The organism is Testudinibacter aquarius (assembly GCF_004342725.1).
GTDB lineage: Bacteria > Pseudomonadota > Gammaproteobacteria > Enterobacterales > Pasteurellaceae > Chelonobacter > Chelonobacter aquarius.
Genome location: NZ_SMCP01000003.1, coordinates 182,902 through 208,275, shown reverse-complemented (window position 1 = coordinate 208,275; position 25,374 = coordinate 182,902). Strand labels below are relative to the sequence as shown.

Sequence of the window (25,374 nt, the reverse complement as noted above, 5' to 3'; positions counted from 1 at the left end):
GGCAGCACGTTTTGAAAAGCTGAGCGCTGTTTTAAAGCGTGCTGCTGAGTAAGTTGGAAGTTTAACATTTGGAAGCTTAAAATGACGAACCCGGTTGCTGCAAAAACGCCTGCTCTTCCGCACTGCTTTCTCTGTTTAAAACGAAATTGCGGTGGGGAAAGCGTCCGAAGCGATCGATTATTACCTTATGTTGCTCGGCAAAATCCAATACCAGCGGATTATTCAGCGCTGCAAACAGTGGCAGCCCTTCCGCCTGCACAGCTTGAGATTCACTGTGCATATAGGGCAGCAGTAAAAATTGACGTTGCTGCAGATTTAACTCGGCATAAGCCGCCAATTGCACGCTTTCCCGTGCTAATTGCAACGCTCGCTCATCTTGCGCAAAGGCGAGTGGGCTATCGCGATGCAAATTACGCGAAAATTGATCCAGCACGATGATTTCCGCTAAACGCCCATAAATGGAGTCACGCCAGAGCAAACATTGATTATTGACCACTGCTTGCCATAATTCACTAAACTTGAGCCTGATTTGCTGATCAAATTCCTCACTTTTCGCAAACCAATACGGCTGGTTTTTTTGATCAAACCAGAAATCTAAGACCTGTTGTATTTGTTGTGCCATGATGTTTACTCCTATATTTATCGGTTCCCTATTGTAGCAACCGCACTTGGCTTATGCTATCAGCTCTTACAAGATGCTCCGGCTTTGTGCAGTTTGCCGAAATCATTTTTCGGATTGGGTTTGCTGATATTGTTTGGTGCACCTTTTTGCACCGGGAAAACCGAATCCATTTGCCAGGCATTCCAACCGCCGTCATAGATTACCGTATTGGTCCAGCCGGTGAGTTGGGTGATAAACCACGGTACGCCGGCGCGCCAGCCGGTGCCGCAGTAAAATGCCAGGTGATCGCCGCGCCGAATGCCTTGCCCTTGCCATAAATTAAAAATTTCATAAGGATTGCGCAAGGTGCCGTCCGGATCGTAATAATCCGCTACATTAGAGGAGTCGGTGCCGGCAAAGCCCCAAATAGCGCCTTGTGGTTCGCCCTTGCCCGGAATGTAGTCATAACCGCTGACTTTGCCGGTATATTCGTCCCACGAACGAATGCTGACCAGTTTTAATTGGTACTTCTTCATTTCGTCGATGGCTTGCTGCGGCATCGAAATAGTGTATTGCGGATTTTGCGGAATGGTTGCACCGAAAGCGGCAACCGGCTGAGGAATGTTCACTTTGGTTTCAGTCGGATAACCCAGATCTTTCCACATATACAAGCCGCCATTCAAATAGCGCACGTCTTGCACCCCAGCCCATTTCAACGCCCAAAAAATCCGCAATGCCGCCAGTTGGTTGTCGGAGTACAGCACGACGGTTTTATCTTTATCGATACCGTTTTTAATCAAATTCTGTTCAATCAACGCCGGATCGGACAGATTCCACACGGGTGCATTTTCGACCCAATCGGTATCAAAATGGTAAGCGCCGGCAATATGTTGGGCATAGCTGTTGGCTTTTTCTAATGGACCCCACGACACTTCAAATACCATCAGGTTGCTCGGATCATTATTAAAACTCTCCGCTTTTTCGCCGTTCATCACCGCATTCAGCCACTGCGGTGACACACTCCAAGCATAATTCGGAAATATCTGCAACGGGTTGCTCTCAACATTGGCGTAATTGATAAACTCGTTAAATACCCGCACTTTGTAGCCTTTTGCCGCAAATTCGGCGCTGATTCGCTCTAAATCATCGAGATTATCGTCATAAAACACCAGGGTTTTATCTTTGCTGATCCCTTTATCGGCGGCAAATGCCTCAAATCGGTCAGCCGAAATATTGTCCAACCAAGTGGTGCTGAATTGGATTGCACCCATGATGTGTCCACCGCGAATCGCATTTGGGCTTTTGAAGCCGTTATACAGACTGTCGTGACGGCTGTCGATAATCACATATTCAGGATTATCCAGATTTTTTAGCAGCTCAGCGGTGTCAATCGTGGTGACAGTTTGGTTATCGCAAGCGGTCATGGCTAAGCCGACGGCGAGGGTAAGTGTAGTTTTTTGCCATAGTTTCATTAGGTTATCTCCAATTTATACGGATTATGCGGAACAATGAAGTTTGCTGAAAAAACGTGAAGTCAGCCAGACACCGATGATCATCATCAAGGTTGCCAACCAGCCTTGCCAAGAGAAATAGGCGGTTGCGACTAAGGTGTTGGCAATGGTGCAGCCACCGGACAGTGCAGCACCAATGCCCATCAAGAAGCCGCCGACCGCACTTTTTGCTAATTGAGCGGGTGCTGGCGAACGCAGGCACAACTCGCCACTGAGTTTTGCTGTCAGCAATGCGCCAAGCGGAATGCCGATCACCAGATAGGTTCCCCAATTTAGGTAACGGCTTTGCCCGGTGACCAGATATTGAATCAGATTGGCAGATGGCACGCTGATCCCCAAACCAAAATTGCGTCCGGTTGGCGCACTCAGCAGCCAAGCGGCGATACCGATTGCGCCAAGCAAAGCGCCGAGTAGTATTGGATTACGATAGGGTTTTAATAAAAAGGAGTTTGAACCGCACTTTGTGGTTGTTTTGGGTAGAGAGGTTGAGCTTTTTAGCCAGCGGTAACTCACAAGTGCGGTGGCGGCGACCAACAGCGCAACCAAAATCCAAGGTGAAATATTTAAGGTTTGGTCGATATTGCCATACTCCGGCGGATCTGCCAGCAGCGGTCTAAACCAGGCTTTCAGCACGCCTCCCTGCGCGGCTGCCATCGTCAACGCAAAAATCAGCACGGTGAACCAGTTATTAATCTTGCCTTCACCACTGCGATACCAGCCACCGGTGGCGCAACACCCCGAAAATGTCATACCGACACCAAACAGCAGCCCACCGATCAACGTTGCCAACAGCGGCAAACTGTCGCTAGGCAGCGTCAAAACACCAACACTTTGTAATGAAAACAGTGCAATCGACTGCAAACTGACTGCAATCAACACAACAATTAGAAAAGGGTGGATTTTTGCCGCAGGCAAATCACGAAAAGCAGACGTCAGGCAAAAGCGCCCACGCTGTAACACAAAGCCGAAAATCAGCCCAAGAAATAAGCCACTGAGAGTCATAGATTAAACCTTAATACTATGAGAAAGAGAGGGAATTATTACAGCATAAAATTTTTGTTAAGGCGAGGGGAAATTTTGAATCCCCGTTTTATTCCTAGTTCAAATAGATTTTATTCGGTGTGTATCAATGCCGGTCATATTTCACTGGTGAAGGTGTTGTTGCAAGGGAGGATGTAAAAATTTGCACAGTGATTGGGTTGCGATTAGGCGGACGGCCCGATGGCGTAAGTTTACAATCTGTACCTTTTTTCTATTTGATTTATAAGTAAAATCTAAGAATTGTAATTATTTTTTCAGCACAAGTTACAAACTTGCGCTATCAGTAGTATTATATTACCCAACAGACGATTGGAAATTGAGCCAACAGGTAATTTACTCTCAACTTCACAAAGGAGATAGCATGTTATTAAACCCCCCACAGCGATTCGCACGTCTGTGCGCTATATTCATGACCGCACTTAGCCTGTTCTTTGCCGCCCTGCCTGCAGCCGCCGCCACGCCAGAGGAAATCACAGAGCAAGGTCTTTCTGCCCAAAGAAATGGCGACTACGACCTCGCCAAATTCTATTATGAACAAGCCGCTGAACAAGGATATGACGAGGCACAAAACAATCTCGGGTACATGTACCAACAAGGACTAGGGGGCAAAACAGACTACGCGCGCGCCAAATTCTATTACGAACAGGCTGCTGCACAGGGAAATGCCGACGCACACAACTATCTCGGGTTCATCTATGAAAATGGACTAGGAATCAAAAAAGACTACGCCCGTGCCAAATCTTATTATGAACAGGCCGCTGCACAAGGATTTGCCAAAGCACAATTTGGTCTCGGGGCCATGTATTACAACGGAAAAGGGATCAAAAAAGACTACGCCCGCGCCAAATCCTATTTCGAACAGGCTGCCGCCCAGGGCGATGAGGAGGCTGCCGAAGCATTACGCGAGTATTTCTAAGGGTTTTAACACGTAAGGCAGATTTTTGCAGGGCAGAACAAGCGCAGCGGTTTCTGCCTTCACGCGGCCTAAAAAATGCGGTAGTTCTGGAAAGTATGCTGGTTATTTTTTACCTTATTCCTCTTGCGTTTTTCAACAGCATATTTTTCAGATCACCATCATACTTTTCAGGTCACCAACAAGCATTCTGCTACGAACTCGACAAAACTTCTGACGGTTGGCACAAAACCCCGATTTTTGTAATAAATCGCATACAGTGGCACCGGGTCGAGAGTCCAATCGGGCAATAGCTTGATCCAGCTTGGATTGATCAAACTACCGACTTCCGGCAGCAGCGCAATCCCGATATTGTCGTTCACCAACTCAGCCAACAGTCCGGCATCGTTGGCATTGACTCGTTTGCTGGCGCTAATTTTTTCACTTTTTCCGTGTTGATGGAATAGCCATTCACGTCCGTCACTCTTATGCAGCAAAGTATGTTGTGCCAATTTATCCGGGGTCTGCGGCGTGCCGTTTTGGCGCAGATAGTCGGCAGAGGCGTACAGTCCTAATGTCATCTCGCCCACCTTCTTCGCGACCAAATCCTCTTGTTCGGGCGAGCCGACGCGCAGTGCAATATCAATCCCATCTTGAATCATATTGATTCGGCGATTTTCCATATGAATATCCAACGACACCTCAGGATAGCGGCGGAGATATTGCCCCAAGTGCGGTGTGATACAGTGGCGCAACACTTCGCTCGACAGCGATATGCGCAGCAATCCGCGTGGTGTACTCAGGCTTTGTGCCACGCTGTTGACCGCATTGTCGGCGCATTCCAACATCATGATCGCATGGCGGTAAAACGGTTCGCCGAGTTCATTTAAACGCACGCCGTTGCGCCCGCGATCCAGCAGTTTACTACCCAGTGCGGTTTCCAATTCGGTCAAACGGCGGCTTAAACGGGATTTGGGCAGATTCAGTTGCTCTGCTGCACGGCTCAAACTGCCTGCTTGCACCGTCGCGACAAAGAAGCGCATATCATTCAGATCAATTCGTTCCATTTATGCAACCTTAAGTTTGATTTTTGTATCTTGTTCACATTTCGCAACGATTATAAACTGCACCCATCAATTCAGCAATCTGGATAACAGAAGGAGGACAATATGCGTATTCCTGAACTGAACCGAATTAATGAACTGGCGCGTAAAGCCAAGCTGACCGCACTTTCAGTGGAGGAATTAAATGAGCGTGATCGCTTGAGACAACGCTATCTCATGGCGATTCGCGGACAAGTCAATAATTCACTTGCCAGCGTGACGGTGGTCGATCCGCTCGGCAATGACGTAACACCGCTGAAACTGCGCCAAGCGCAACGCAGTGGTATGATGACAAATTAATGAATAACAAAGGAAAACACGATGCGTACTATTAACAAAATTTATTCAGCCCCGAGCAAACACTGGGTTGGCGATGGCTTTTATGTTTCTCCGCTGTTTTCACATATGGCGGACGACAAATTTACCAGCCCGTTTTTGATGTTGGATTATGCCATGCCACAACGGTTTGCGCCAAATGAGGCTAATCCACGCGGCGTCGGTTCACATCCGCATGCCGGCTTTGAAACCGTGACTATTGCGCTGCAAGGGGAAGTGGAACACCGTGACAGCGCCGGTAATGGCGGAGTGATCGGCACCGGCGATGTGCAATGGATGACCGCAGGTCGGGGCATTGTGCATCAAGAGTTTCATAGTGAGCGCTTCAGCCGTGAGGGTGGTGTGTTTGAGATGGTGCAATTGTGGGTCAATCTGCCGGCGAAAGATAAAAATGCTGCTGCGGGTTATCAAAGCATTCCGGCGGCCAAGATTCCGGTGTGTGAGTTGGCGGATTCTGAGTCGACAAAGAGTGCCGGCAGTTTGCGGGTGATCGCAGGGAACTACGACGGTAACAAAGGCGCAGCGCACACGTTTACCGAGTTGAATATGTGGGAAATTGACCTCAATCCAAACGGAAAAACTGTGCTGACAATTCCGGCGGAACACAATCTGATGTTAGTGGCGTTGCGTGGCAATGCGTTGATTAACAACGATAAAGTAGCTCGCCCGACCGAGTTGGTGACTTTCAAGCAAGAAGCCGGCGAAATCAGTTTGCAAGCTGGTGATGAAGCCGTCAAACTGCTGCTGCTCAGCGGTGTGCCGATTGATGAACCGATTGCGGCGCACGGCCCGTTTGTGATGAACACCCGTGCCGAGTTGGTCGAAAAATTCAATGCGTTTAATCGTGGTGAATTTGGTGCGCTGTAGCATGAACCGGTAGTAAAAAGTTGTACTAAAAAGTAGAAGTGCGGTTGGGGAGCGATCTCGAACCGCACTTTTGTGTTGTTAATGCTATAAGTGCGGTTTTAATGCAGTGATACAGCGTTCCACCACTTCCTCAAACGAGCCGTCAATATCAATATGCAGCACGTCAGGTTCGTCTTGTTGCGGCACTTCCAACGTATCAAACTGACTTTTCAGCATATCCACTTTCATATAATGCCCTTTACGCTGTTTCATTCTGGCTAACACCAACTCGAAATCTCCTTCCAAAAACAAGAACTTGATATGCTGATTGCCGTCGCGGATGAGATCACGATACTGCCTTTTCAACGCAGAACAGACGATAATCCCGATTTCGCTTTTCTGCTCCAAACTAAACGCCGCATCGCGAATGCGTTCTAACCAAGGGGCGCGATCATCATCATTTAACGGTTGTCCTGATCCCATTTTGAGGATATTGGCACGTGGGTGTAAATCATCACCGTCGATCAACTTGATCCCCAGCCGATGAGCAAGTGCGGTGCCGACAGAGGTTTTGCCGGTGCTGGAAACCCCCATTAGAATAAAACTTTTTCCTTTTGTCGATGTCATTGTGTTCTCCTGAAACGGCTACGATTTAGGTAGTAACATAGCCTAAAATAGGAAAAATAGTTACCGATAACAATTAATATAGTGATCTTGATCACGAATTTATTGATAACAATAAACTTGACTATACCTTTATCTCCTAGATTATTTGAGCTAGATCTCAATTTTACATTTTCATCACAAATATCCCTTTACCGCTAAAATAATAAAAAGTATGTTATCGGTAACGTTATTGAGCAGAGGGGCCATCTGCTTCTTGGATGGCAGGATGTTAGCGGCAGTTTAACCGCACTTTTAAAAGGATCTTACTATGTTAATTTTAACCTTGCTGGTCGCCATTTTGTTGTTGCTGGTGATGATCATCAAATTCAAAGTTCACGCCTTTGTCGCACTGTTGATAGTCAGTTTGCTGACTGCCGTTGCCACGGGAATTCCGGTGGATAAAATTCTGCCGACACTGCTCGGCGGTTTCGGCAGCACTCTGGCATCGGTTGCATTGTTGGTTGGTTTAGGGGCGATGATCGGGCGCTTATTGGAGATCACCGGGGGTGCCAAAGTGTTGGCAGACACGTTGATCAATAAATTCGGTGAGAAAAGAGCGCCGCTTGCGTTGGGTATCGCCTCATTGTTGTTCGGCTTTCCGATCTTCTTCGATGCCGGTTTGGTGGTAATGTTGCCGATTATCTTCAGCGTGGCAAAACAGTTTGGCGGCTCGCTGTTCCGCTATGCATTTCCGGCTGCCGGGGCATTTGCGGTGATGCACGCATTTCTGCCGCCGCATCCAGGCCCGGTTGCGTCCGGTGACTTACTGGGGGCGAATATTGGTCTGTTAGTGATTGTTGGTTTGGTGTGTGCGATCCCGACTTGGTATATTGCGGCCTATTTGTACGGGACATTTTTGGGCAAAAAAATGCATTTGGATCTGCCGAAAGCGTTCTTAAATGCCAATGCCATCAGTGAAACCGTCACGCAAAATCCGCCAAGTTTCCGCAAAGTATTGAGCATTTTGTTGTTACCGTTGCTGTTAATCATGTTGGATACCGTATTGAACACCTTAAGTGTGTCAAAAGTGGTGGACGGTTCAGAAATGTGGGTGCAAACCTTGCGTTTCTTCGGCAAAACGCCGATCGCTTTATTAATCACCCTGCTGTGTGCGATTGTGATGTTAAAAGGACAGCGCAGCTATGAGCAAATCGAGAAAATTTGTGACAATGCACTGGGTCCGATTTGTGCGATTATTTTGGTGACCGGCGCAGGCGGCATGTTCGGCGGCGTATTGCGCGCCAGTGGCATCGGCGATGTCTTGGCTGGCATGTTGTCGGATACCGGGATGCCGGTGATTGTGGCGGCATTTATCATCTCGCTGGCATTGCGTGTGGCACAAGGTTCGGCAACCGTTGCTCTGACCACCGCTTCCGCATTGATTGCGCCGACTGTGGCGGCGACCACCGGCTTAAGCGCATTCGATCTCTGTTTTATCGTGATCGCGATTGCTTCCGGCGCGACGGCATTCTCGCATGTTAACGACTCCGGTTTCTGGTTGGTCAGCCGTTTCTTGGAGATGGACACCAAAACCACCTTGAAAACATGGACAGTGATGGAAACCTTAATCGGCTTTGTCGGCTTTACCATCGCTTGTATCGGCAGTATTTTATTGTAACCTCACCACACTGTGACAACCAACCGCACTTTTCCGCTGTTTTCGGCAGGTCAAGTGCGGTTTTACGTCTTTTTCTCCAATCAATAGTTCGCGACAATTTCTGCATTTATTCGCTTTAATTCCGTGTGAAAAATCGTGTTGAATGATACAATCCTGGCTTAAATTATTCGCCAATCTAAGAGAAAATTATGGCTCGCCAAAAGAAAACCCGCAAAATCAGCGATGTTATGCCGGTGCGCAGAACCGACAAAGCGCCGCCGATGGCAAATGTCAAAAGCAAAAAAGGCCGCAAACCGACCCGTTATGAACTGGACGTGCAGGCACGAGAAGAAAAGCGTAAGAAGAAACACAAAGGGCTTGATGCCGGTTCTCGTCATAGTGCTGCCGATAAAAACAGCAATAAGCAAAGTGTGGTCAAGGCTGATCCACGCGTCGGCAGCCGCAAAAAAATTCCGTTGATGATCGAAATGGTGAATAAACCGGAGAAAGGCAAAGTGATCACCCCGATCAAACCTGAACCAACGGAAATCAAGAAAATTGACCCGATGTTAGAACTGGAACAGTTGGAAAACAACGAATGTTTGAATGAATTGTTGGATCAATTGGATGCTGGCAAAACCCTTTCTGCCGAAGATCAGCAATTTGTCGACGACTGCTTGCGCCGGATTGAACAGCTGATGCAAGAGCTGGGGCTGAATGAAGAAGACGAAGATGAAAATAGTGAAGATGCGCTATACCGCACTTTTAATACGATTGATATCAATAAGTTTCGTTAATGAGTGAGTTTTAACGGATGAACTGGACGATTGTTTTAAGCCTTGTCGCCGTTGTGATTGTGGTGGGATTGGCAAGTTATGCGACATGGCTGTTGCTGGCATTGCGCCGTCAAAAACAAAAAATCGCCGCCGCACGACAAAAACGGCATGATTTTACCTTTGACAGCGTGCAAATTATCGCCAAAGCAATGTTAAACGATGATTGTAATTTATCCGAAGGGGTTTTGCGCCTAAATGCGCTATTGCCGGGGTTGCAACCGCAGGCTTTGGACAAATACAGTGCGATGCAGCAGCTTTATCAGACGGTGATGGAGATGCCGACTCATGAGGCGCGTCGTGCTTTGCCGAAAAATCAGCGGATGCGTTTGGATTTAACCCGTGAAAGCGCCGAAGCCGAACTCGAACAAAAAATCAAATTGGAATTGCGCCAATTGTTGAGTGATATTGAAATAAATAACAGGAAAAATAATGTCAGAAATTGAATGGGATCTCAATCTAATCCAGAAATATAACCAATCCGGGCCACGCTACACTTCTTATCCGACCGCACTTGAGTTTAGCGACGACTATACCGAGCAGGATTTTTTGCAAGCCAGCCAACGCTATCCTGATCGCCCGCTGTCGTTGTATGTGCATATTCCGTTCTGCCACAAGCTCTGCTATTTTTGCGCCTGTAACAAAATTATTACCCGTCATCAGCACAAAGCGGATATCTATTTGGATTATCTGGAAAAAGAGGTACAGCAGCGCGCTAAATTGTTTACCCAGCGCAACGTCACTCAAATACATTGGGGTGGTGGCACCCCGACCTATTTAAGCGAACAGCAATCTGCGCGTTTAATGCAAATGCTGCGTGATCATTTCCGGGTTGATCCGGCTGCGGAAATCAGCATTGAGATGGATCCACGTGAAATCGAGCTGTCGATGCTCGATCATCTGCGTCACATCGGTTTCAACCGCATCAGCATGGGGATTCAGGATTTTAATAAAGACGTGCAGACGGCAATCAACCGGATTCAAGATGAAGCATTTATTTTTTCACTGATGGAAAAAGCCCGTGAATTGGGGTTCACTTCGACTAATATTGATTTGATCTACGGTCTGCCGTTCCAAACGGTGGAGAGCTTTATGGCAACTTTGCAACGGGTCAGTGAGCTGAATCCGGATCGCATGAGCGTGTTTAACTACGCACATTTGCCGTCTCGTTTTGCCGGACAGCATAAAATCAAAGATGCGACGTTGCCGCCGCCGACCAGCAAGTTGACGATTTTGCAAAAAACCATCGAAACCCTGACCGGTGCAGGCTACCGTTTTATCGGCATGGATCACTTTGCCAAACCGGACGATGAACTGGCGATTGCACAGCAAAACGGTGTGCTGCACCGCAATTTCCAAGGTTACACCACCCAAGAAGAAGCTGATTTGCTCGGTTTGGGCGTGTCTGCCATCAGCTTAATGGGCGATCACTATGCTCAAAACCAAAAAGAGTTGAAGCAGTATTATGCAGATGTGGAAGATCACGGCAATGCGCTGCACAAAGGTTTCGTCATGAGCCAAGAAGATTGCTTGCGCCGTGATGTGATCAAAGCACTAATTTGCAATTTCAAATTAGATTATGCGCCATTGGAACAGCAATATGGCATTGATTTCAAAACCCATTTTGCCGAAGATTTGGCACTGTTAAAACCATTGGCAGAAGACGGCCTGCTCACTCTCGGTGATACCGCCCTAACCGTTTCTGCCAAAGGGCGGTTACTGATCCGCAATATCTGTTTGTGCTTCGACACTTACTCACGCCAGCTGGCTAAACGCCAGCAGTTTTCAAGGATTATTTAATCGTTATTATTGGTGGGCTAATAGGGATATTAGCCCATTTTTATCTTTGATAGGGATAAAGCAGCCCCTAAGATAACCGTAAGATTTTTAAGATCAAAGTGCGGTCAGGCAAATAAGTCATTTAATCCTTCGGAAATAGTTGGATGAGTAAAAATCTGATTTTTCAGGTAATCAGCCGGAATGTGATGATCCATTGCCATTTTGAATAGGTTGATGATTTCATGGGCTTCCGCACAAAATAGGGTAACACCCAAAATTTGATTATTGTCGCTATCAATAATCGCTTTTAATAAGCCATCGGTTTGATTTAATATTTTAGCCTTTGGAATTGCCTCTGCACGCAGGGTGGCAACACGATAAGGTCTTCCGCTCTTAGCAGCTTGGCTCTCTGTCATACCAATTTGTGCCAGTGGTGGTTCGGTGAACACGGTGGTTGGAAAGTGCGGTCGATCTTGGGTATTGCGTTTTCCTTCGCCTAATAACTGTTCGCGTACAATACGGTAGTCATCAAGGGAAATATAGGTAAACTGCGGACTGCCGGCTACATCGCCCATTGCCCAAATATGCGGCGCTGCTTGCAGCTGTGAGTTGATTTTGATAAATCCACGTTCTGTCAGCCCAATCCCGGCATTTTCCAACGCCAGCCCGTCAGTGTTTGGACGGCGACCAACCGCAAGCAAAACGGCATCTGCACTGAAAGTACCTTGAGAAGTGATGACTTGAGTTTTGTTTGAATGTTGTTCAAAGCGTTTCACATCAGCACCCAAGATAATGTCAACACCTCGAGCTTGCAACACGCGCGTCATTTCATCGGCAATATCACGATCTTCCCGTGGCAGGAACGTATTTCCACTGTCAATAATCGTTACCTTAGCACCGAATTGGTGATACATAAAAGCAAATTCCAGCGAGATATAACCACAACCGATAATCACTAAACGTTTCGGGTGAGTATTCAAAGATAAAATCCCGGTGCTGTTATAGATCTGTTTTCCGTCTGCGCCGGGAATATTCAGTTCAACGGGCAGGCTCCCGGTATTGATAAAAATACGCTCGGCAGTGACACGGAATTCGCCGTCACGTCCACTGAGGAGCACCGTATTTTGATCTTCAAAACGTGCTTTGGCAGTGATGATTTGCACGTTGTCCAGCGCATCGAGTTTGCTAAAATTCGCTGCGCGTAATTTGGTGACCAGACTATTTTTCGCTTGCATAGCCTGTTGAAAAACATGATTTTTATCAGCGATAGCTGCATTTTGTTCACCTTCAACCAATAGCTTTTTAGATGGAATGCAGCCGATGTTGATGCAGGTTCCGCCATACATTTGCTCACTGGCCTCAGCCAGAATCACTTGCTGTCCGTGTTTTGCCAGGTCAGCAGCTAGGGTTTTTCCGGCTTTGCCAAAGCCGATGATGAGATTTTGAGTGTTCAATTGTTGCATAATTCGATCCTTAAGTATTAAACGAGATTATTTCGCATAAAAATAGTAATTTTAATAATAGATGAATTAGGACGATAACAAGTCTCTATTATGCTCATTATTTACCGAAAAAATCTTATTTCCTGTACATTTTTCAAGCACCATTATAAGCAGATTCTTTCCTAATAAAAATGGTTTCACTGTAATCACCTTTTAATTTCTATTACAATAGACCGAATTCATGTAAAACATCGCAAAAGGCAGGGGAATATGATTATCGTAACAGGCGGCGCAGGGTTTATCGGCAGTAACATTATCAAGGCATTAAACGCAATCGGGCGTAAAGATATTTTGGTGGTCGACAATTTAACCGACGGCACCAAATTCGCCAATTTGGTGGATTTGGATATTGCCGATTACTGCGATAAAGAAGATTTTATCGGCTCGATTATCGCCGGCGATGAATTTGGCGAGATTGAGGCGGTGTTTCACGAAGGGGCGTGTTCCGCCACTACCGAGTGGAACGGCAAATATGTGATGAGCAACAACTATGAATATTCCAAAGAGCTGTTGCATTACTGCTTGGATCGCCGTATTCCATTTTTATATGCATCTTCTGCCGCGACCTACGGCGACAAAACCGAATTCAAAGAAGCGCGCCAATTTGAAGGCCCGTTGAATGTGTACGGCTATTCCAAATTCCTGTTCGACCAATATGTGCGCGAGATCCTGCCGGAAGCGGAATCGCCGGTGTGCGGCTTCCGTTATTTCAATGTGTACGGCCCACGCGAAAACCACAAAGGCAGCATGGCGAGTGTGGCGTTTCATCTGAATAATCAAATTTTGAAAGGCGAAAATCCGAAATTGTTTGCCGGCAGTGAGCATTTCCGCCGTGATTTTGTGTATGTCGGCGATGTAGCACAAGTGAATATCTGGTGCTGGCAGAACGGTGTTTCCGGCATTTATAACTGTGGCACCGGCAAGGCGGAATCGTTTGAAGCCGTCGCCAAAGCGGTGCTGGCATTCCACCAAACCGGACAGATTGAAACCATTCCGTTCCCGGATCACCTGAAAAGCCGCTATCAGGAATATACTCAAGCGGATTTGGCCAATCTGCGTGCCACCGGTTATGACAAACCGTTCAAAACCGTTGCCGAAGGGGTGGCGGAATATATGGCGTGGTTAAACAAAAAGTAACGAATAAAACAGAATTGGAAAACTCGCAATGAGAATTTTGGTCATTGGCCCGTCTTGGGTCGGCGATATGATGATGTCGCACAGCTTGTATCAAGTGTTGAAACAGCGTGATCCCGACTGCGTGATTGATGTGATGGCGCCCAATTGGTGCCGCCCGCTGTTGGCGAGAATGCCGGAAGTGAATCAAGCGATTGCGATGCCGATCGGACACGGCAGTTTTGCCCTAGGCGAGCGTTACCGTTTGGGCAAATCACTGCGCAATCGATATGATCAGGCGATTATCCTGCCTAATTCGCTTAAATCGGCGTTTATTCCATTGTTTGCCAAGATTGCGCAACGACGTGGTTGGAAAGGCGAAAGCCGCTATTTTCTGTTGAATGACTTGCGCAACAACAAACAGGATTATCCGTTAATGGTGCAGCGTTATACCGCACTTGCTTTTGACAAAAGTGCGGTTCCGACGGCAGACCAATTGCCGATTCCTTATCCTTATTTGCAAGTGGACAGCGCACAGATTGCTAAAACTAAGGCAAAATTTGAGCAGCAGACCGCACTTGCCGAACATCGCCCGATTATCGGTTTTTGTCCGGGGGCGGAATTTGGTCCGGCAAAACGCTGGCCGCATTACCATTACGCCAAACTAGCAGAATTGCTGATCGCACAGGGCTACCAAATCCATATTTTCGGCTCCGGCAAAGATGATGCCGTCGCCGAACAGATCCGCAACAGCCTGCCGACTGCACTGCAGCGTTATTGCATCAACCTTGCCGGACAAACCCAGTTGGAAGAAGCGATTGACCTGATTTCCTGCTGCACCGCCGTGGTCAGCAACGACTCTGGCTTAATGCACATCGCCGCCGCCTTGCAACGCCCACTGGTCGCACTCTACGGCCCGACCAGCCCGCAATACACCCCACCACTCAGCGACAAGGTGGAAATTATCCGCTTAATCGACGGCGGTTTAATCAAAGTACGCAAAGGCAACGACAGCACCGAAGGCTATCACCAAAGTTTGATTGATATTCAACCGGAATTGGTGGTGGGGAAATTGACCGCACTTTTGAGTTAATAGGAAATAGCATGAAAATTTGCCTGATCAAAACCCATCAATGGGTTAGCTTTTGCACACTTTACTGATATTGAGCGATGCGCAATGTATGCTGCTGGAGTAGAAATGGTGAATTTGTAACTAAAGATAAAACTCCCTAATACTAATCTAATTATTATAGCTTATTGATATTAGGGAATAATTTAATTAAAGGGAGTAATTTATCAGTAATTTTGCAGTATCTTCATCAATGATTAAATCTGTAATGAAATTTCCTTTAATAGCACCAATCAGCGCATCAAAATTTGATGGGCCGGCACTTAAAAATATTTTAGTTTCTATTTTTTGTAATTTTTCTAAACTAATGCCAAGTAAGCGGTTATCTACATTCTCATATTTAATTGCTTGTCCGTTTATGTCATAAAATCTACCACATAAAACACCAACAGCTCCGAGATCTCTAAAAATTTCCATCTCTTTTTTAGATAATACACCACTGCTGATTAATGGATTCGAATCCTGGGTATTCCCAACGACAATTAAGGCTTTATTGCATTTTTCTAATAAAGAAAAACTATGTTGAATAACTGGTTCACTCATTAATTCTGTTGCTAATTGAGGATTGGAAACGATGGCAGGAACGTGTAATGATACGCATTTTGCGGATAATTTTTGAGCAATTTTAGTTGATGATTCTATTGTTGTGAAATCAGGCTGCGGCAAAATTGAACCGAGCATCTGTATTACATTGACATTATTCAGTCTTTTGGGAGCAATATAGTTTCCTAGCATATGTATAGTTCTGCCCCAAGCAACACCTAAAAAGTCATTATCTTCTATAATATCAGATAAATAGGCAGCTCCAGCATTAGCCATGTGTTGACGGAACTCCTTAGATGGCATGATAGAGGAATGAACATCGGGAACAATTAATACATTATTTAACTTAAATTTATTTTTGATATTAATTGCAGAATAATCATTCAGGTAATCATCAAAATTAAGTTCTATCTTAATAATTCCTCTCTCTCTAGCTTGTAGTAAGTATTTATTGATAGTTAAACGAGATACATTCATTTTATCCGCAACGTCGGATTGGTTCATTCCTTCTTGGTAGTACAGCCATGCGGCATTTAGTATAGGATCGATTTTAAGCGTTTTCTTGTAGGCCGTCATTTCTTCTTCCATTTACTTGATAGGTAGGTATGTACCCTATTCTATCTATAATTCTTGTTGTTAACTACTTTTATACCTTAAAGATATTGCAATTTCAGCCGGTCTCAATTTGTCTGAGACAAAAAATTTAGTCATACCTTCCCTTTTTATTGTGATTATACAAATTGTTAAATTTGTTACCTAGATCACAAATTATACAAAAGTACACATTGAGTTATCAATAGTAACAATGTATCTTATCAAAAGAATATACTTAGTTAACAAATGTAAGTTTGAGGTGAGGTATGTCTGAGAATAGGATTGAGATAGAAGGGATCAAGAAAAAATTTGGTGAACATACTGTTTTACATGATGTTTCTTTAACTATAGCAGGGGGAACGGTTTTAGCATTAATGGGAGCTAATGGGGCAGGAAAATCAACACTGGTAAAAATTTTGAGTGGAGTTTATAAGGCAGATGCGGGTGTTATTAAGATAAATGGTCAACCATGCCGGATACACTCACCGAATGAAGCGATTAGAGAGGGTATTTTGACTGTTCATCAAATCATTAATGATGGTGTAGTGCAGGGTTTAACAGTCGCTGAAAATTTATTATTAGATAAGTTGTGTCTAGCAGGTTCTGAAACATTTATTAACAGCAAAAAATTACAGTCTGAAGCACAGGCTATTGCAGCTTATGTCGGATTAGATTTACCGATGGATATGCAGGTAGCCGAGCTATCCCAAGCCGATAAACAATTAGTGGCAATTGCTAGAGCATTAACAAAAAAACCTAAACTGCTTATTTTAGATGAGCCGACATCAAGTTTATCAGATTCTGAAACAGTTAAGTTATTTGAGGCAATTAAGCGCATGAAGCATGAAGGGGTTGCCATTATTTATATTTCGCACCGTATGTCAGATATTAGAACTTTAGCAGATCGGATAGCAACGCTAAGAGAGGGATGTATTGTTGGCAATTTTGAACAGCCATTAGATTATTCAAAAGCAGTGGATTCCATGCTTGGTCATACTGTAGCAGATATCAAACATACTTATTGTGAGGGGCAAGAGACTATTTTGGAACTTAAAAATTATCAATTAAGAGGGAATTCTGAGCCATTTAATATTTGTTTCAAAAGAGGGGAAATTGTTGCATTGACAGGATTATTATCCTCAGGGTGTGGAACAGTAATTGAATCATTATTTGGTATAGATACAGTATATGCAGGAAGTATCTTTTTGGAAGGAAATATTTGGAAGCCTAATAGTCCAAAAGATTCTATTGATAAAGGTGTCTTTATGCTTCAGGAAGAGAGAGGGAATAATGCAGTTATTCCAGATTTTTCAATTGAACATAATGTTACGCTACCTTTTCTAAGAAATTTTTCAAATAAATTAGGATTTTTAAATCGAAAAAAAGAAAGGAATAATGTTAGGGACATTCTTAAGCAGACAAAAGTTAAATATGAAGATCAACAAGATTTATTGCTAAATTTATCTGGTGGTAACCAACAAAAAGTTATGATGGCCAGATGGATGATTCATGAAAGTAAAGTATTTTTACTAAATGAGCCTTTTCAAGGAGTTGATATTGGTTCCAGAAGAGAAATAGGAAAACTCTTAAGGGATACAGCTCATTTAAGAACCACAATTGCAGTATGTACAGATATAGAAGAAGCTTTGGAAATTGCAGATAGAATTATTGTATTTAACAATAATAATCTAATCGGAGTGCATTATATTAATAATATCAATATGTCTCTAATTATAGAGCAAATAGCATCAGATATTCATCACTGAGTTTATATGTGAATTTAGGAGCGGTTTATGGAAAAAGTAAGAAGTTTTAGTATTAAATATGGTCTAATAATTTTATTATTTATTATGCTTATATTATTCACAGCAATAGAACCTATGTTTATGAGTACATTAAATATGATGATTATTCTTCAATCGGTTTCTATTGTTGCAATATTAGCTTTGGGAATTACAGCGACATTGGCAATAAACGGATTTGATTTATCAGTGGGGTCTACGGCTGCTTTTTCTATGATGGCATCGAGTTATGTAATGGTCGTATTAGATGCTGGCGCTACTACGGCTATGATCGTTTCGATCTCCATTGGAATTATTGTAGGGTTAATTAATGCATTTTTAATCATAAAAATGAAAATTCCAGATTTATTGACAACATTAGGCATGATGTTTCTATTATTGGGATTACAGCTTATTCCAACACAAGGTCGCTCTATTTCTACCGGAATGAGCTTAGCAGATGGAACTAGTGCAGATGGTGTATTTTCGGAGCTATTCTTATTTTTAGGTCGAGCAAGAATATTTGATCTTATTCCTGTCCCGGTCGTGATTATGTTATTCCTTGCTGTTATTACATATCTATTTTTAGAGAAAACTCGGCATGGAAGAATGATGTATGCAATTGGCTCTAATGAGCAAGCGGCTAGATTAGCTGGCGCTAAAGTTCATTTTTATCGTTATGTGGCTTACGTTTTATCGGGAGTTTATGCTTCTATAAGTGGTATTTTGTTGGCTGCCAGAATAGGGCGCGGTGATGTTAGTTCCGGAAGCTCATTATTGATGGATGGTGTAGCAGGCGCGTTAATTGGATATGCAGTATTAGGTGCTGCTCGTCCAAATGCTTTAGGGGCAGCCGTAGGTGCATTATTTGTGGGGGTTTTATTAAATGGATTAACAATGATGAATACGCCTTATTATACACAAGATTTTATTAAAGGTGCTGTGTTGGTTCTCGCGTTGATGTTTACATTTGGGTTGTCTAAAAAAGTAAACAATTAAGTTTAATTTAAAAAGGAGTTCAATATGAAAAAGTTATTATCTGGTTTAGTTTTTTCGGCATTTGCTATGGGCAGTTTGAATACGGTGATAGCAAGTGAATTATCTGATTTTCAGAATCAGAAATTTAAAATTGCCCATGTTCGATATTTATCGCAAGGAGACTTTCCAGAACAGTATTTAAATGGTGTTAAAAAGCAAAGCCAGAGTTTAGGTATGAAGCTTGATGTCTATGATGCTCGGCAAGATGCGGCATTACAGAGAAACCAATTAGAGCAAGTCATCATGAAAGGATATGACGGCATTATTTTACAGCATGGGTTTACCGATTCTCTAAAGGATTTAGCGGAAATAGCTGTGAAAAATGGGATAAAGGTTGTTGCATTTGATGTCAATGCTGAAAATCCGAATATTCCACAAATTAATCAAGATGACCATGAAATAGCAAGATTATCTTTATCTCAGGCGGTTAAAGATAATGGAGATAGTTGGAAAGTTGCTTATGTGTATGTTCCAGGTATTCCACCGCTAGATCGTCGTGATGAAGTCTTTGCAAAATTTAAAGAAAAATACCCGAATATTAAAGAGATTGCTCGATTTGGAACAATGAATAATCCTATTCCTAACCAAGTTGCAGATCAAGCCGCCGCAGTATTTAGAGCAAACCCTGATATTACAGTTGCTTTTTCACCATATGATGAATTTGCTAAAGGAATCAAGATTGCGGTCGATGAAGCAGGCTTAGGTAACAAAGTGAGAATATATAGCGCCGATATTTCTAATTCAGATATTCAAGCAATGAGAGAGCCAAATAGTGCGTGGGTTGCAACTGTTGCAACTAATCCGGCGATTATGGGGGAGGTTAGTGTTCGCGCTTTAGCTAAACTTTTGAAAGGTGAATTTGTAGAAGCTCAAGTTACAGTACCACCAGTATTAATTACACAGGAAATACTTAATAAAAGTAATATTAAAAATATTAATGAGTTAATAGAAAAAATTCCTGAATTCAAATCTTCCGATGTTTTATTAGAAGATTGGATGATTTCAAGTAATTAATTTTTAGAAGGATTGTCATATGAGTTATATACCGTCTACATATCGTGTTTTAAATAGTGATTCATTACCGGCATATTTATCAACTAAATTACCAAAAGAAATTATACTGGGTGGTGAGCCTAGTTCTTGGAAGGTTGATGAAGTAGGTGATGGCAATATTAATCTTGTGTTTATTGTTTCTGGTTCTCAATCCACTATAGTTGTCAAGCAGGCAATTCCCTATGTAAGAGCGGCTGGAGAGAGCTGGGCATTATCGCTGCAAAGAGCTTTTTTTGAATATAACACACTTAAACTTGAATATGAAAATGTCGGGAGAAGTTTAGTTCCTGATGTTTATTTTTATGATGAATCTATGGCTACTTTTGCAATGGAATATATTTCTCCACATATTGTTTTGAGGAAAGAAATGATAAAAGGTAAGAAATTCGATAGTCTAGCTAATGATATTGGAACTTTTTTGGCAAGAAATTTATTTTTCACATCAGATATAGGGCTAAATGCTAAAGATAAGAAAGAACTTACTTCTAAATTCTCATTGAATCATGAGTTATGTAAAATTACTGAAGATCTGATTTTTACTGAACCGTATTATGATGCAGAGAGAAATAATTGGTCGACACCTTTATTAGACGAACATATATATCATATTTGGTCAAATAAAGAATTGATAAGAATTGCAATGAAGTATAAGTATAAATTTATGACGGAAGCACAAGCTTTATTGCATGGGGATTTGCATACGGGGTCTATAATGGTGACTAAAGATAAAACAATTATTATTGATCCGGAATTTGGTTTTATGGGACCAATGGCTTTTGATATTGGTAATTATATTGGAAATCTTATTATGTCTTATACATCTCAACCTGCTCATATTAAAAATAAAAATCAGTTAAAAGATTATCAGACGTGGATTTTAGAACAAATAAATGATACATGGGATAAGTTTGTCAGTGAATTTACTCAATTATGGAATGCTAAACAGGAAGGAGATGCCTACCCAAATGAGATTTATCAACAAAAAACGATGAAAAAATCTCTAATTATAGAGCTTCAATATGATTTTTTTAGAAATGTTTTTATTGATACACTAGTAAATGCAGGGATGGAAATTAATAGAAGAGTAATAGGGTTTGCCGGTGTAGCTGATTTGAAAACAATCTCCGATGAAAATGAGAGAGCTTATTGTTGCCACCATGCTTTAAATATTGGGTGTTACCTAATGTTAAATGCTAGTAAATTTAATACTATTTATGATGTTTCTGATTATATCAGAAGTTCTAATGGGGAGGTTAAATATGAAAATTAATGGTAAATATTATAGAACGATTTGGTTGTCTAATGATGGGCGAAGTATAGAGATTATTGATCAGACAAAACTACCGTTTAAATTCGAAATATTAAGATTATCTACCATAGAAGAAGTTGCAAATGCAATTAAAAATATGAATGTGAGAGGAGCACCATTGATAGGGGTAACGGCAGCATATGGAATGGCAATAGCAATGCATACAGATTATTCTGATAGGAATATAGATAAATCGTATAAGCTACTATTGAATACTCGACCAACAGCCATTAATTTGAAATGGGCATTAGATAGATGTGTTGCAAATTTAAAAGTTATCCCAAAAGATCAGAGAGTTAATAAAGCCTATGCTTTAGCTGAGATTATTGCCAATGAAGATGTCGAAATTTGTCAAGTAATTGGCAGTTACGGACTCAAAGAAATTGAAAGAATCTTAGAAAAGAAACAAGATAAATCTATTATTAATATTTTGACCCATTGTAATGCGGGCTGGCTAGCAACGGTAGATTGGGGAACTGCATTATCACCTATCTATATGGCTCATGAGGCTGGTATTAATGTACATGTCTGGGTCGATGAAACGCGTCCACGTAATCAAGGCGGATTGACCGCATTTGAACTAGGGGCTCACGGCGTACCACATACGCTTATTGCAGATAATATTGGTGGGCATTTAATGCAACATGGGTTGGTTGATTTATGCATTGTCGGTACGGATAGAACAACTGCCAGAGGAGATGTTTGTAATAAAATAGGGACGTATTTAAAAGCATTGGCGGCTAAGGATAATAATGTTCCATTTTATGTTGCTCTTCCTTCGCCATCAATTGATTTTACCGTCCACAACGGCATTAAAGAAATACCGATTGAGGAGCGTTCTGGAGAGGAGCAATCCCATGTTTATGGTATAGATAAAAATAATGAACTGAGTTGGGTTAATACTGTACCTAAAGGAACAGAATGCGGTAATTATGCATTTGATGTTACACCGGCTGAATTAATCACTGGCGGATTAATCACAGAATATGGTATTTATGAAGCATCAGAAAGAGGTTTGAATCAACTTACAGCAGGTAAGAAACTGAAGGCGGTTCATGATGGATAGAGTAAATTTAGCAGAAAAAATAATCTTTATATATCGGGAGATGAATCGATTAGGGCTTAATCAAGGAACATCTGGCAATATCAGTTGCCGATTTAATAATGGAATGTTAATTACTCCGAGTGGTGTTCCTTGTGATGTTTTAACTCCAGAGCAAATAGTATTTGTTGATAATAATGGCTATAGCGAGGAAGGGAAAAAGCCATCGAGTGAGTGGCATTTTCATTTAGCTTGCTATGAAGTCAGACGAGAGTTAAATGCAGTTATTCATAATCATGCTTTGTATTCCACTGCTATTTCAATTCTAAATAAAGATATACCGGCTATTCATTATATGGTTGCTGTAAGCGGGCGTGATTCAATTCCTTGTCTTCCTTATGCAACTTTTGGTAGTTTGGAATTATCAGCGATTGTAGCTAAAGGTATTCAGTTGTCTAAAGCCATTTTATTACAACACCATGGCGTGGTATGTATGGAAGAAACGTTGGATAAAGCACTATGGCTGGCAAATGAAGTCGAGGTATTAGCAAAACAATATGCAATACTATTAAACATTACAAATAATGTGCCGACTCTTTCACATAAAGAAATGTTAGTGGTGCTAGACAAATTTAAATCTTATGGACTTAAATGTTAAAAGATTACCAAACCCATCTTACAAAAAAGGGTTAAATCCATTTTTCGGATTTAACCTTTTTTGTTTAATACGGCGACACTTTATTCAATTCCGGTGGTGACTGAGAACATTCGGCTTTCATGTGGTGCAAGCATAATCAATGTACCACTGCGTTGTGCGGCTAAATAGCCTTCAGGGCGGCAGGTTGCCGGCAGGACAAAGGCGCCGACTTGCTGATCAGCATTATATAAAATCCAGCGGGTGGCATAATTAAAGTGTTCAGATGAAAATTTAGTCAGGTAACAATGCCCATCCGGTGATTGCATACGATATTCTAAATTTGCTTGATATTGCTGCAAATCGTCCATGAAGAAGACGATTTCCGGATTGTATAACTCATCATTATCTAAACAAGTCAAATGGTACTCGCCTTGTTTGATTTTTTCATTGAATGCGCTCCATTTTGGAGTTGGTTTGACATGTGCTGGAACAGACTCGCGCAGTTTTATCGCGGTGTCAGGGATATTTTGACTGAATTTTGCGCCATGTTCATAACAGTAATTCATGTGGCACATATATTGCAGCGGCATTTCGACACTGGCAAGGTTGGTGACTTGCATTTGAATATCAAACAGGCTGCTGTCGGCATAAAGAATGACTTTAGGTTGCGCCAGATAATGATCGCCAAAACCTTTGACATATTCATATTCACTGCAAAGCGCAACATGGTCATCTTCAAATTCCAGCCATGCTTTATCCATTGCGGCGCAGGGCATTTCACCGTGCAGAGGGTGGTTATCTTCCTGCGCAGGGCAACCGTTGCGGATTAAACCCGAATGAAAACTGAAGCAACCGTAAGTATCAATAATTTCGGTACCGCACTTGGGTTCGCTAAACATATTTTTCATCTTCAAGCTATGCCCATTGAAATAAGCATCCCAAATAATTTGTCCGTAGAACGGCAGCACGGTGATAAAGCCTTTTTGGTTACTAATTTTTATCGCTTCGATACCGGAGTTATACTTAAAACCTTCGACGGTAATCTGGCTATTTTGTAAGAGTATTTTTTTCTCGCTACTGAATAGCTCTCTATATAAAGGAATGGTGGTTTTCATTTTTTCCTCACATAATCTTATTTCGTTTCATTGCGTTTGCCGTAGAAATAGTAACCGACATAGGCAAAGCAGAGTAGTGGTACAATAAACGCATGTTGAATTGAGCCGATGGAATCAGAGACTAATCCGTGAATGGCGGGTACGACGGCGGCACCGATAATCGACATCACCACAACCGCCCCTGCGACTTCACGGTGTTCTTGTTCAACCGTGCCCAGCACAGAAGCATAGATTGTCGCCCAACAAGGACCAAATAAAGCGCTGGCAAAAATAGCCGCATAGACCGCAGAGAAATCCGGCACAAATGCGGTGTAAGCCAAGGTGATGACGCCTAATACGGAATACCAAACTAGCACCCAATTCGGTTTGAATTTTGTCATTAAGAAATTAGCAATGAATTTTCCGATGAAGAAGCCGATAAAGCTATAGACCATAAAGTCTGAGGCATCGCGTTCATTCATATTGCTTAAATTCAGCGCCAAGCGGATGGTGAACGACCACACTGCGACTTGCATGCCGACATACAAGAATTGCGCCAAGATCCCTTTTTTGAAAGCACTGTTTTTCAGCAAATATTTTAAGGTATCGATAAAGTGTACATCTTGTTTTTTGCCTTCATTAACCGTTTTACATTTTGGAAATTGCGTGACTAAGAATAAAAAAGCAACGGCAATTAAGACAAAAATCAGATACTTATAAGGCTGTAAGGTGTGTTGCAACATCGCCAGTTTAAAATCGTGCAGCTGCTCCGGCGTCATGGCAGCGACTTGTTCGTGCAGGCTGGCTCCTTCTTGGAAGATTAGATATTTGCCCAACAAAATACCGAAAATAGCGCCGATAGGATAGAAAGTTTGGCTGATATTTAAGCGCAAAGTGGCATAATCTTTATGCCCGATCATTGAACTGTAAGTATTGGCGGAAGTTTCCAAGAAACTTAACCCAATGGCGATCGAAAAAATAGCCGCTAAAAACATGGTGTAAGTCGCCATATGCGAAGCCGGGTAAAACATCAGGCAGCCACCTATATATAAGGTCAGACCAATTAAAATAGCGATTTTATAACTGGTTTTCTTAATGATAAGTGAGGCGGGAATAGCGATCAGAAAATAGCCGCCATAAAAAGCGCTTTGCACTAACGCACTGGCGAAATCGCTTAAGGTGAATACGCTTTTAAACTGGGTGATCAAAATATCATTGAGACTGGCAGCTGCACCCCATAGCGGGAACAGGCAGGAGAGCAAAATGAATTGAAACAGCGGGGTTCTGTTCAGATAGCCGTCAGGCATTTGGATAATATTTTTCATGATACGGCT

The 25,374-nt window shown here is 42.7% G+C and carries 24 protein-coding genes; 15 read left to right on the top strand and 9 right to left on the bottom strand.

Annotated elements, in window-relative coordinates:
• Window positions 1-76 precede the first annotated feature (76 nt).
• Genes EDC16_RS04465 through EDC16_RS04455 form a run of 3 tightly spaced genes read right to left on the bottom strand, consistent with a single transcriptional unit; the run spans window position 77 to window position 3,114 of the window.
• The gene (locus EDC16_RS04465; protein ID WP_132965830.1) at window positions 77-622 is read right to left on the bottom strand and encodes a DUF924 family protein; all 546 of its coding nucleotides are present in this window, start codon (window positions 620-622) and stop codon (window positions 77-79) included.
• A gap of 59 nt (window positions 623-681) precedes the next feature.
• Window positions 682-2,073, bottom strand: coding sequence for a rhodanese-like domain-containing protein (locus EDC16_RS04460; protein WP_132965828.1), 1,392 nt, complete (start codon window positions 2,071-2,073; stop codon window positions 682-684).
• Between the two features lie 24 nt (window positions 2,074-2,097).
• Complete coding sequence (locus tag EDC16_RS04455) at window positions 2,098-3,114, bottom strand: YeeE/YedE family protein (protein WP_132965826.1); 1,017 nt, start codon at window positions 3,112-3,114, stop codon at window positions 2,098-2,100.
• 400 nt (window positions 3,115-3,514) lie between these two features.
• On the opposite strand from EDC16_RS04455, the gene EDC16_RS04450 reads away from it, so the two are divergent.
• Window positions 3,515-4,069 carry a tetratricopeptide repeat protein gene (locus tag EDC16_RS04450; RefSeq protein ID WP_132965824.1) on the top strand — a complete coding sequence of 185 codons (555 nt, stop codon included), beginning with the start codon at window positions 3,515-3,517 and terminating at the stop codon, window positions 4,067-4,069.
• A 167-nt stretch (window positions 4,070-4,236) separates the two neighbouring features.
• Here EDC16_RS04450 and EDC16_RS04445 read toward each other — a convergent pair whose 3' ends face one another.
• Window positions 4,237-5,112 (bottom strand): LysR family transcriptional regulator, encoded by an 876-nt coding sequence (locus tag EDC16_RS04445; RefSeq protein WP_132965822.1) that lies wholly within the window; start codon window positions 5,110-5,112, stop codon window positions 4,237-4,239.
• Between the two features lie 102 nt (window positions 5,113-5,214).
• Between EDC16_RS04445 and EDC16_RS04440 the strand changes: the two genes are divergently transcribed.
• Window positions 5,215-5,448, top strand: coding sequence for a DUF896 domain-containing protein (locus EDC16_RS04440; protein WP_132965820.1), 234 nt, complete (start codon window positions 5,215-5,217; stop codon window positions 5,446-5,448).
• A 21-nt stretch (window positions 5,449-5,469) separates the two neighbouring features.
• Window positions 5,470-6,351, top strand: a complete 882-nt coding sequence (locus EDC16_RS04435) for a pirin family protein (RefSeq protein ID WP_132965818.1) — start codon at window positions 5,470-5,472, stop codon at window positions 6,349-6,351.
• Window positions 6,352-6,435: 84 nt separating this feature from the next.
• Here the strand turns inward: EDC16_RS04435 and EDC16_RS04430 are convergent, their stop codons facing one another.
• A complete protein-coding gene (locus tag EDC16_RS04430) occupies window positions 6,436-6,957 on the bottom strand; it encodes a gluconokinase (RefSeq protein ID WP_132965816.1) in 522 nt (173 codons plus the stop codon).
• Between the two features lie 307 nt (window positions 6,958-7,264).
• Here EDC16_RS04430 and EDC16_RS04425 point away from each other — a divergent pair, with 307 nt between their 5' ends.
• From EDC16_RS04425 to hemN, 4 genes are all read left to right on the top strand, one after another.
• The gene (locus EDC16_RS04425; protein ID WP_132965814.1) at window positions 7,265-8,614 is read left to right on the top strand and encodes a GntP family permease; all 1,350 of its coding nucleotides are present in this window, start codon (window positions 7,265-7,267) and stop codon (window positions 8,612-8,614) included.
• Between the two features lie 188 nt (window positions 8,615-8,802).
• On the top strand, window positions 8,803-9,390 hold the full coding sequence (gene yihI, locus EDC16_RS04420) for a Der GTPase-activating protein YihI (protein ID WP_132965812.1): 588 nt from the start codon (window positions 8,803-8,805) through the stop codon (window positions 9,388-9,390).
• A gap of 17 nt (window positions 9,391-9,407) precedes the next feature.
• Window positions 9,408-9,872: a DUF2489 domain-containing protein gene (locus EDC16_RS04415; RefSeq protein ID WP_132965810.1), complete on the top strand. Its 465-nt coding sequence runs from the start codon at window positions 9,408-9,410 to the stop codon at window positions 9,870-9,872.
• The gene (gene hemN, locus EDC16_RS04410; protein ID WP_132965808.1) at window positions 9,859-11,226 is read left to right on the top strand and encodes an oxygen-independent coproporphyrinogen III oxidase; all 1,368 of its coding nucleotides are present in this window, start codon (window positions 9,859-9,861) and stop codon (window positions 11,224-11,226) included. Before EDC16_RS04415 ends, hemN begins: the two co-directional genes overlap by 14 nt.
• 104 nt (window positions 11,227-11,330) lie before the next feature.
• Here hemN and EDC16_RS04405 read toward each other — a convergent pair whose 3' ends face one another.
• On the bottom strand, window positions 11,331-12,668 hold the full coding sequence (locus EDC16_RS04405; protein WP_165894190.1) for an FAD-dependent oxidoreductase: 1,338 nt from the start codon (window positions 12,666-12,668) through the stop codon (window positions 11,331-11,333).
• Between the two features lie 249 nt (window positions 12,669-12,917).
• Between EDC16_RS04405 and rfaD the strand changes: the two genes are divergently transcribed.
• Window positions 12,918-13,844 (top strand): ADP-glyceromanno-heptose 6-epimerase, encoded by a 927-nt coding sequence (gene rfaD / locus EDC16_RS04400; RefSeq protein ID WP_132965806.1) that lies wholly within the window; start codon window positions 12,918-12,920, stop codon window positions 13,842-13,844.
• Window positions 13,845-13,872: 28 nt separating this feature from the next.
• Complete coding sequence (waaF, locus tag EDC16_RS04395) at window positions 13,873-14,913, top strand: lipopolysaccharide heptosyltransferase II (RefSeq protein ID WP_132965804.1); 1,041 nt, start codon at window positions 13,873-13,875, stop codon at window positions 14,911-14,913.
• A 186-nt stretch (window positions 14,914-15,099) separates the two neighbouring features.
• On the opposite strand, the gene EDC16_RS04390 is transcribed toward waaF, so the two are convergent.
• Window positions 15,100-16,068, bottom strand: coding sequence for a sugar-binding transcriptional regulator (locus EDC16_RS04390; RefSeq protein WP_198362748.1), 969 nt, complete (start codon window positions 16,066-16,068; stop codon window positions 15,100-15,102).
• 284 nt (window positions 16,069-16,352) lie between these two features.
• Here EDC16_RS04390 and EDC16_RS04385 point away from each other — a divergent pair, with 284 nt between their 5' ends.
• From EDC16_RS04385 to EDC16_RS04360, 6 genes are read left to right on the top strand one after another with little or no spacing between them, the layout of a single operon-like run.
• The gene (locus EDC16_RS04385; protein ID WP_132965802.1) at window positions 16,353-17,852 is read left to right on the top strand and encodes a sugar ABC transporter ATP-binding protein; all 1,500 of its coding nucleotides are present in this window, start codon (window positions 16,353-16,355) and stop codon (window positions 17,850-17,852) included.
• Between the two features lie 27 nt (window positions 17,853-17,879).
• Entirely contained in the window at window positions 17,880-18,866 is a 987-nt protein-coding gene (locus EDC16_RS04380) for an ABC transporter permease (protein WP_132965800.1), read from the top strand.
• Between the two features lie 24 nt (window positions 18,867-18,890).
• A complete protein-coding gene (locus EDC16_RS04375; RefSeq protein ID WP_132965798.1) occupies window positions 18,891-19,919 on the top strand; it encodes a substrate-binding domain-containing protein in 1,029 nt (342 codons plus the stop codon).
• 19 nt (window positions 19,920-19,938) lie between these two features.
• Complete coding sequence (gene mtnK / locus EDC16_RS04370) at window positions 19,939-21,228, top strand: S-methyl-5-thioribose kinase (RefSeq protein ID WP_132965796.1); 1,290 nt, start codon at window positions 19,939-19,941, stop codon at window positions 21,226-21,228.
• Entirely contained in the window at window positions 21,218-22,333 is a 1,116-nt protein-coding gene (gene mtnA / locus EDC16_RS04365; protein WP_132965794.1) for an S-methyl-5-thioribose-1-phosphate isomerase, read from the top strand. Before mtnK ends, mtnA begins: the two co-directional genes overlap by 11 nt.
• Window positions 22,326-22,967 carry an L-fuculose-phosphate aldolase gene (locus EDC16_RS04360; RefSeq protein ID WP_132965983.1) on the top strand — a complete coding sequence of 214 codons (642 nt, stop codon included), beginning with the start codon at window positions 22,326-22,328 and terminating at the stop codon, window positions 22,965-22,967. Before mtnA ends, EDC16_RS04360 begins: the two co-directional genes overlap by 8 nt.
• Before the next feature lie 80 nt (window positions 22,968-23,047).
• On the opposite strand, the gene EDC16_RS04355 is transcribed toward EDC16_RS04360, so the two are convergent.
• Both EDC16_RS04355 and fucP read right to left on the bottom strand, forming a co-directional pair.
• Window positions 23,048-24,061: an aldose 1-epimerase family protein gene (locus EDC16_RS04355; RefSeq protein ID WP_132965792.1), complete on the bottom strand. Its 1,014-nt coding sequence runs from the start codon at window positions 24,059-24,061 to the stop codon at window positions 23,048-23,050.
• Between the two features lie 17 nt (window positions 24,062-24,078).
• Entirely contained in the window at window positions 24,079-25,365 is a 1,287-nt protein-coding gene (gene fucP / locus EDC16_RS04350) for an L-fucose:H+ symporter permease (protein ID WP_176551982.1), read from the bottom strand.
• Window positions 25,366-25,374 lie beyond the last annotated feature (9 nt).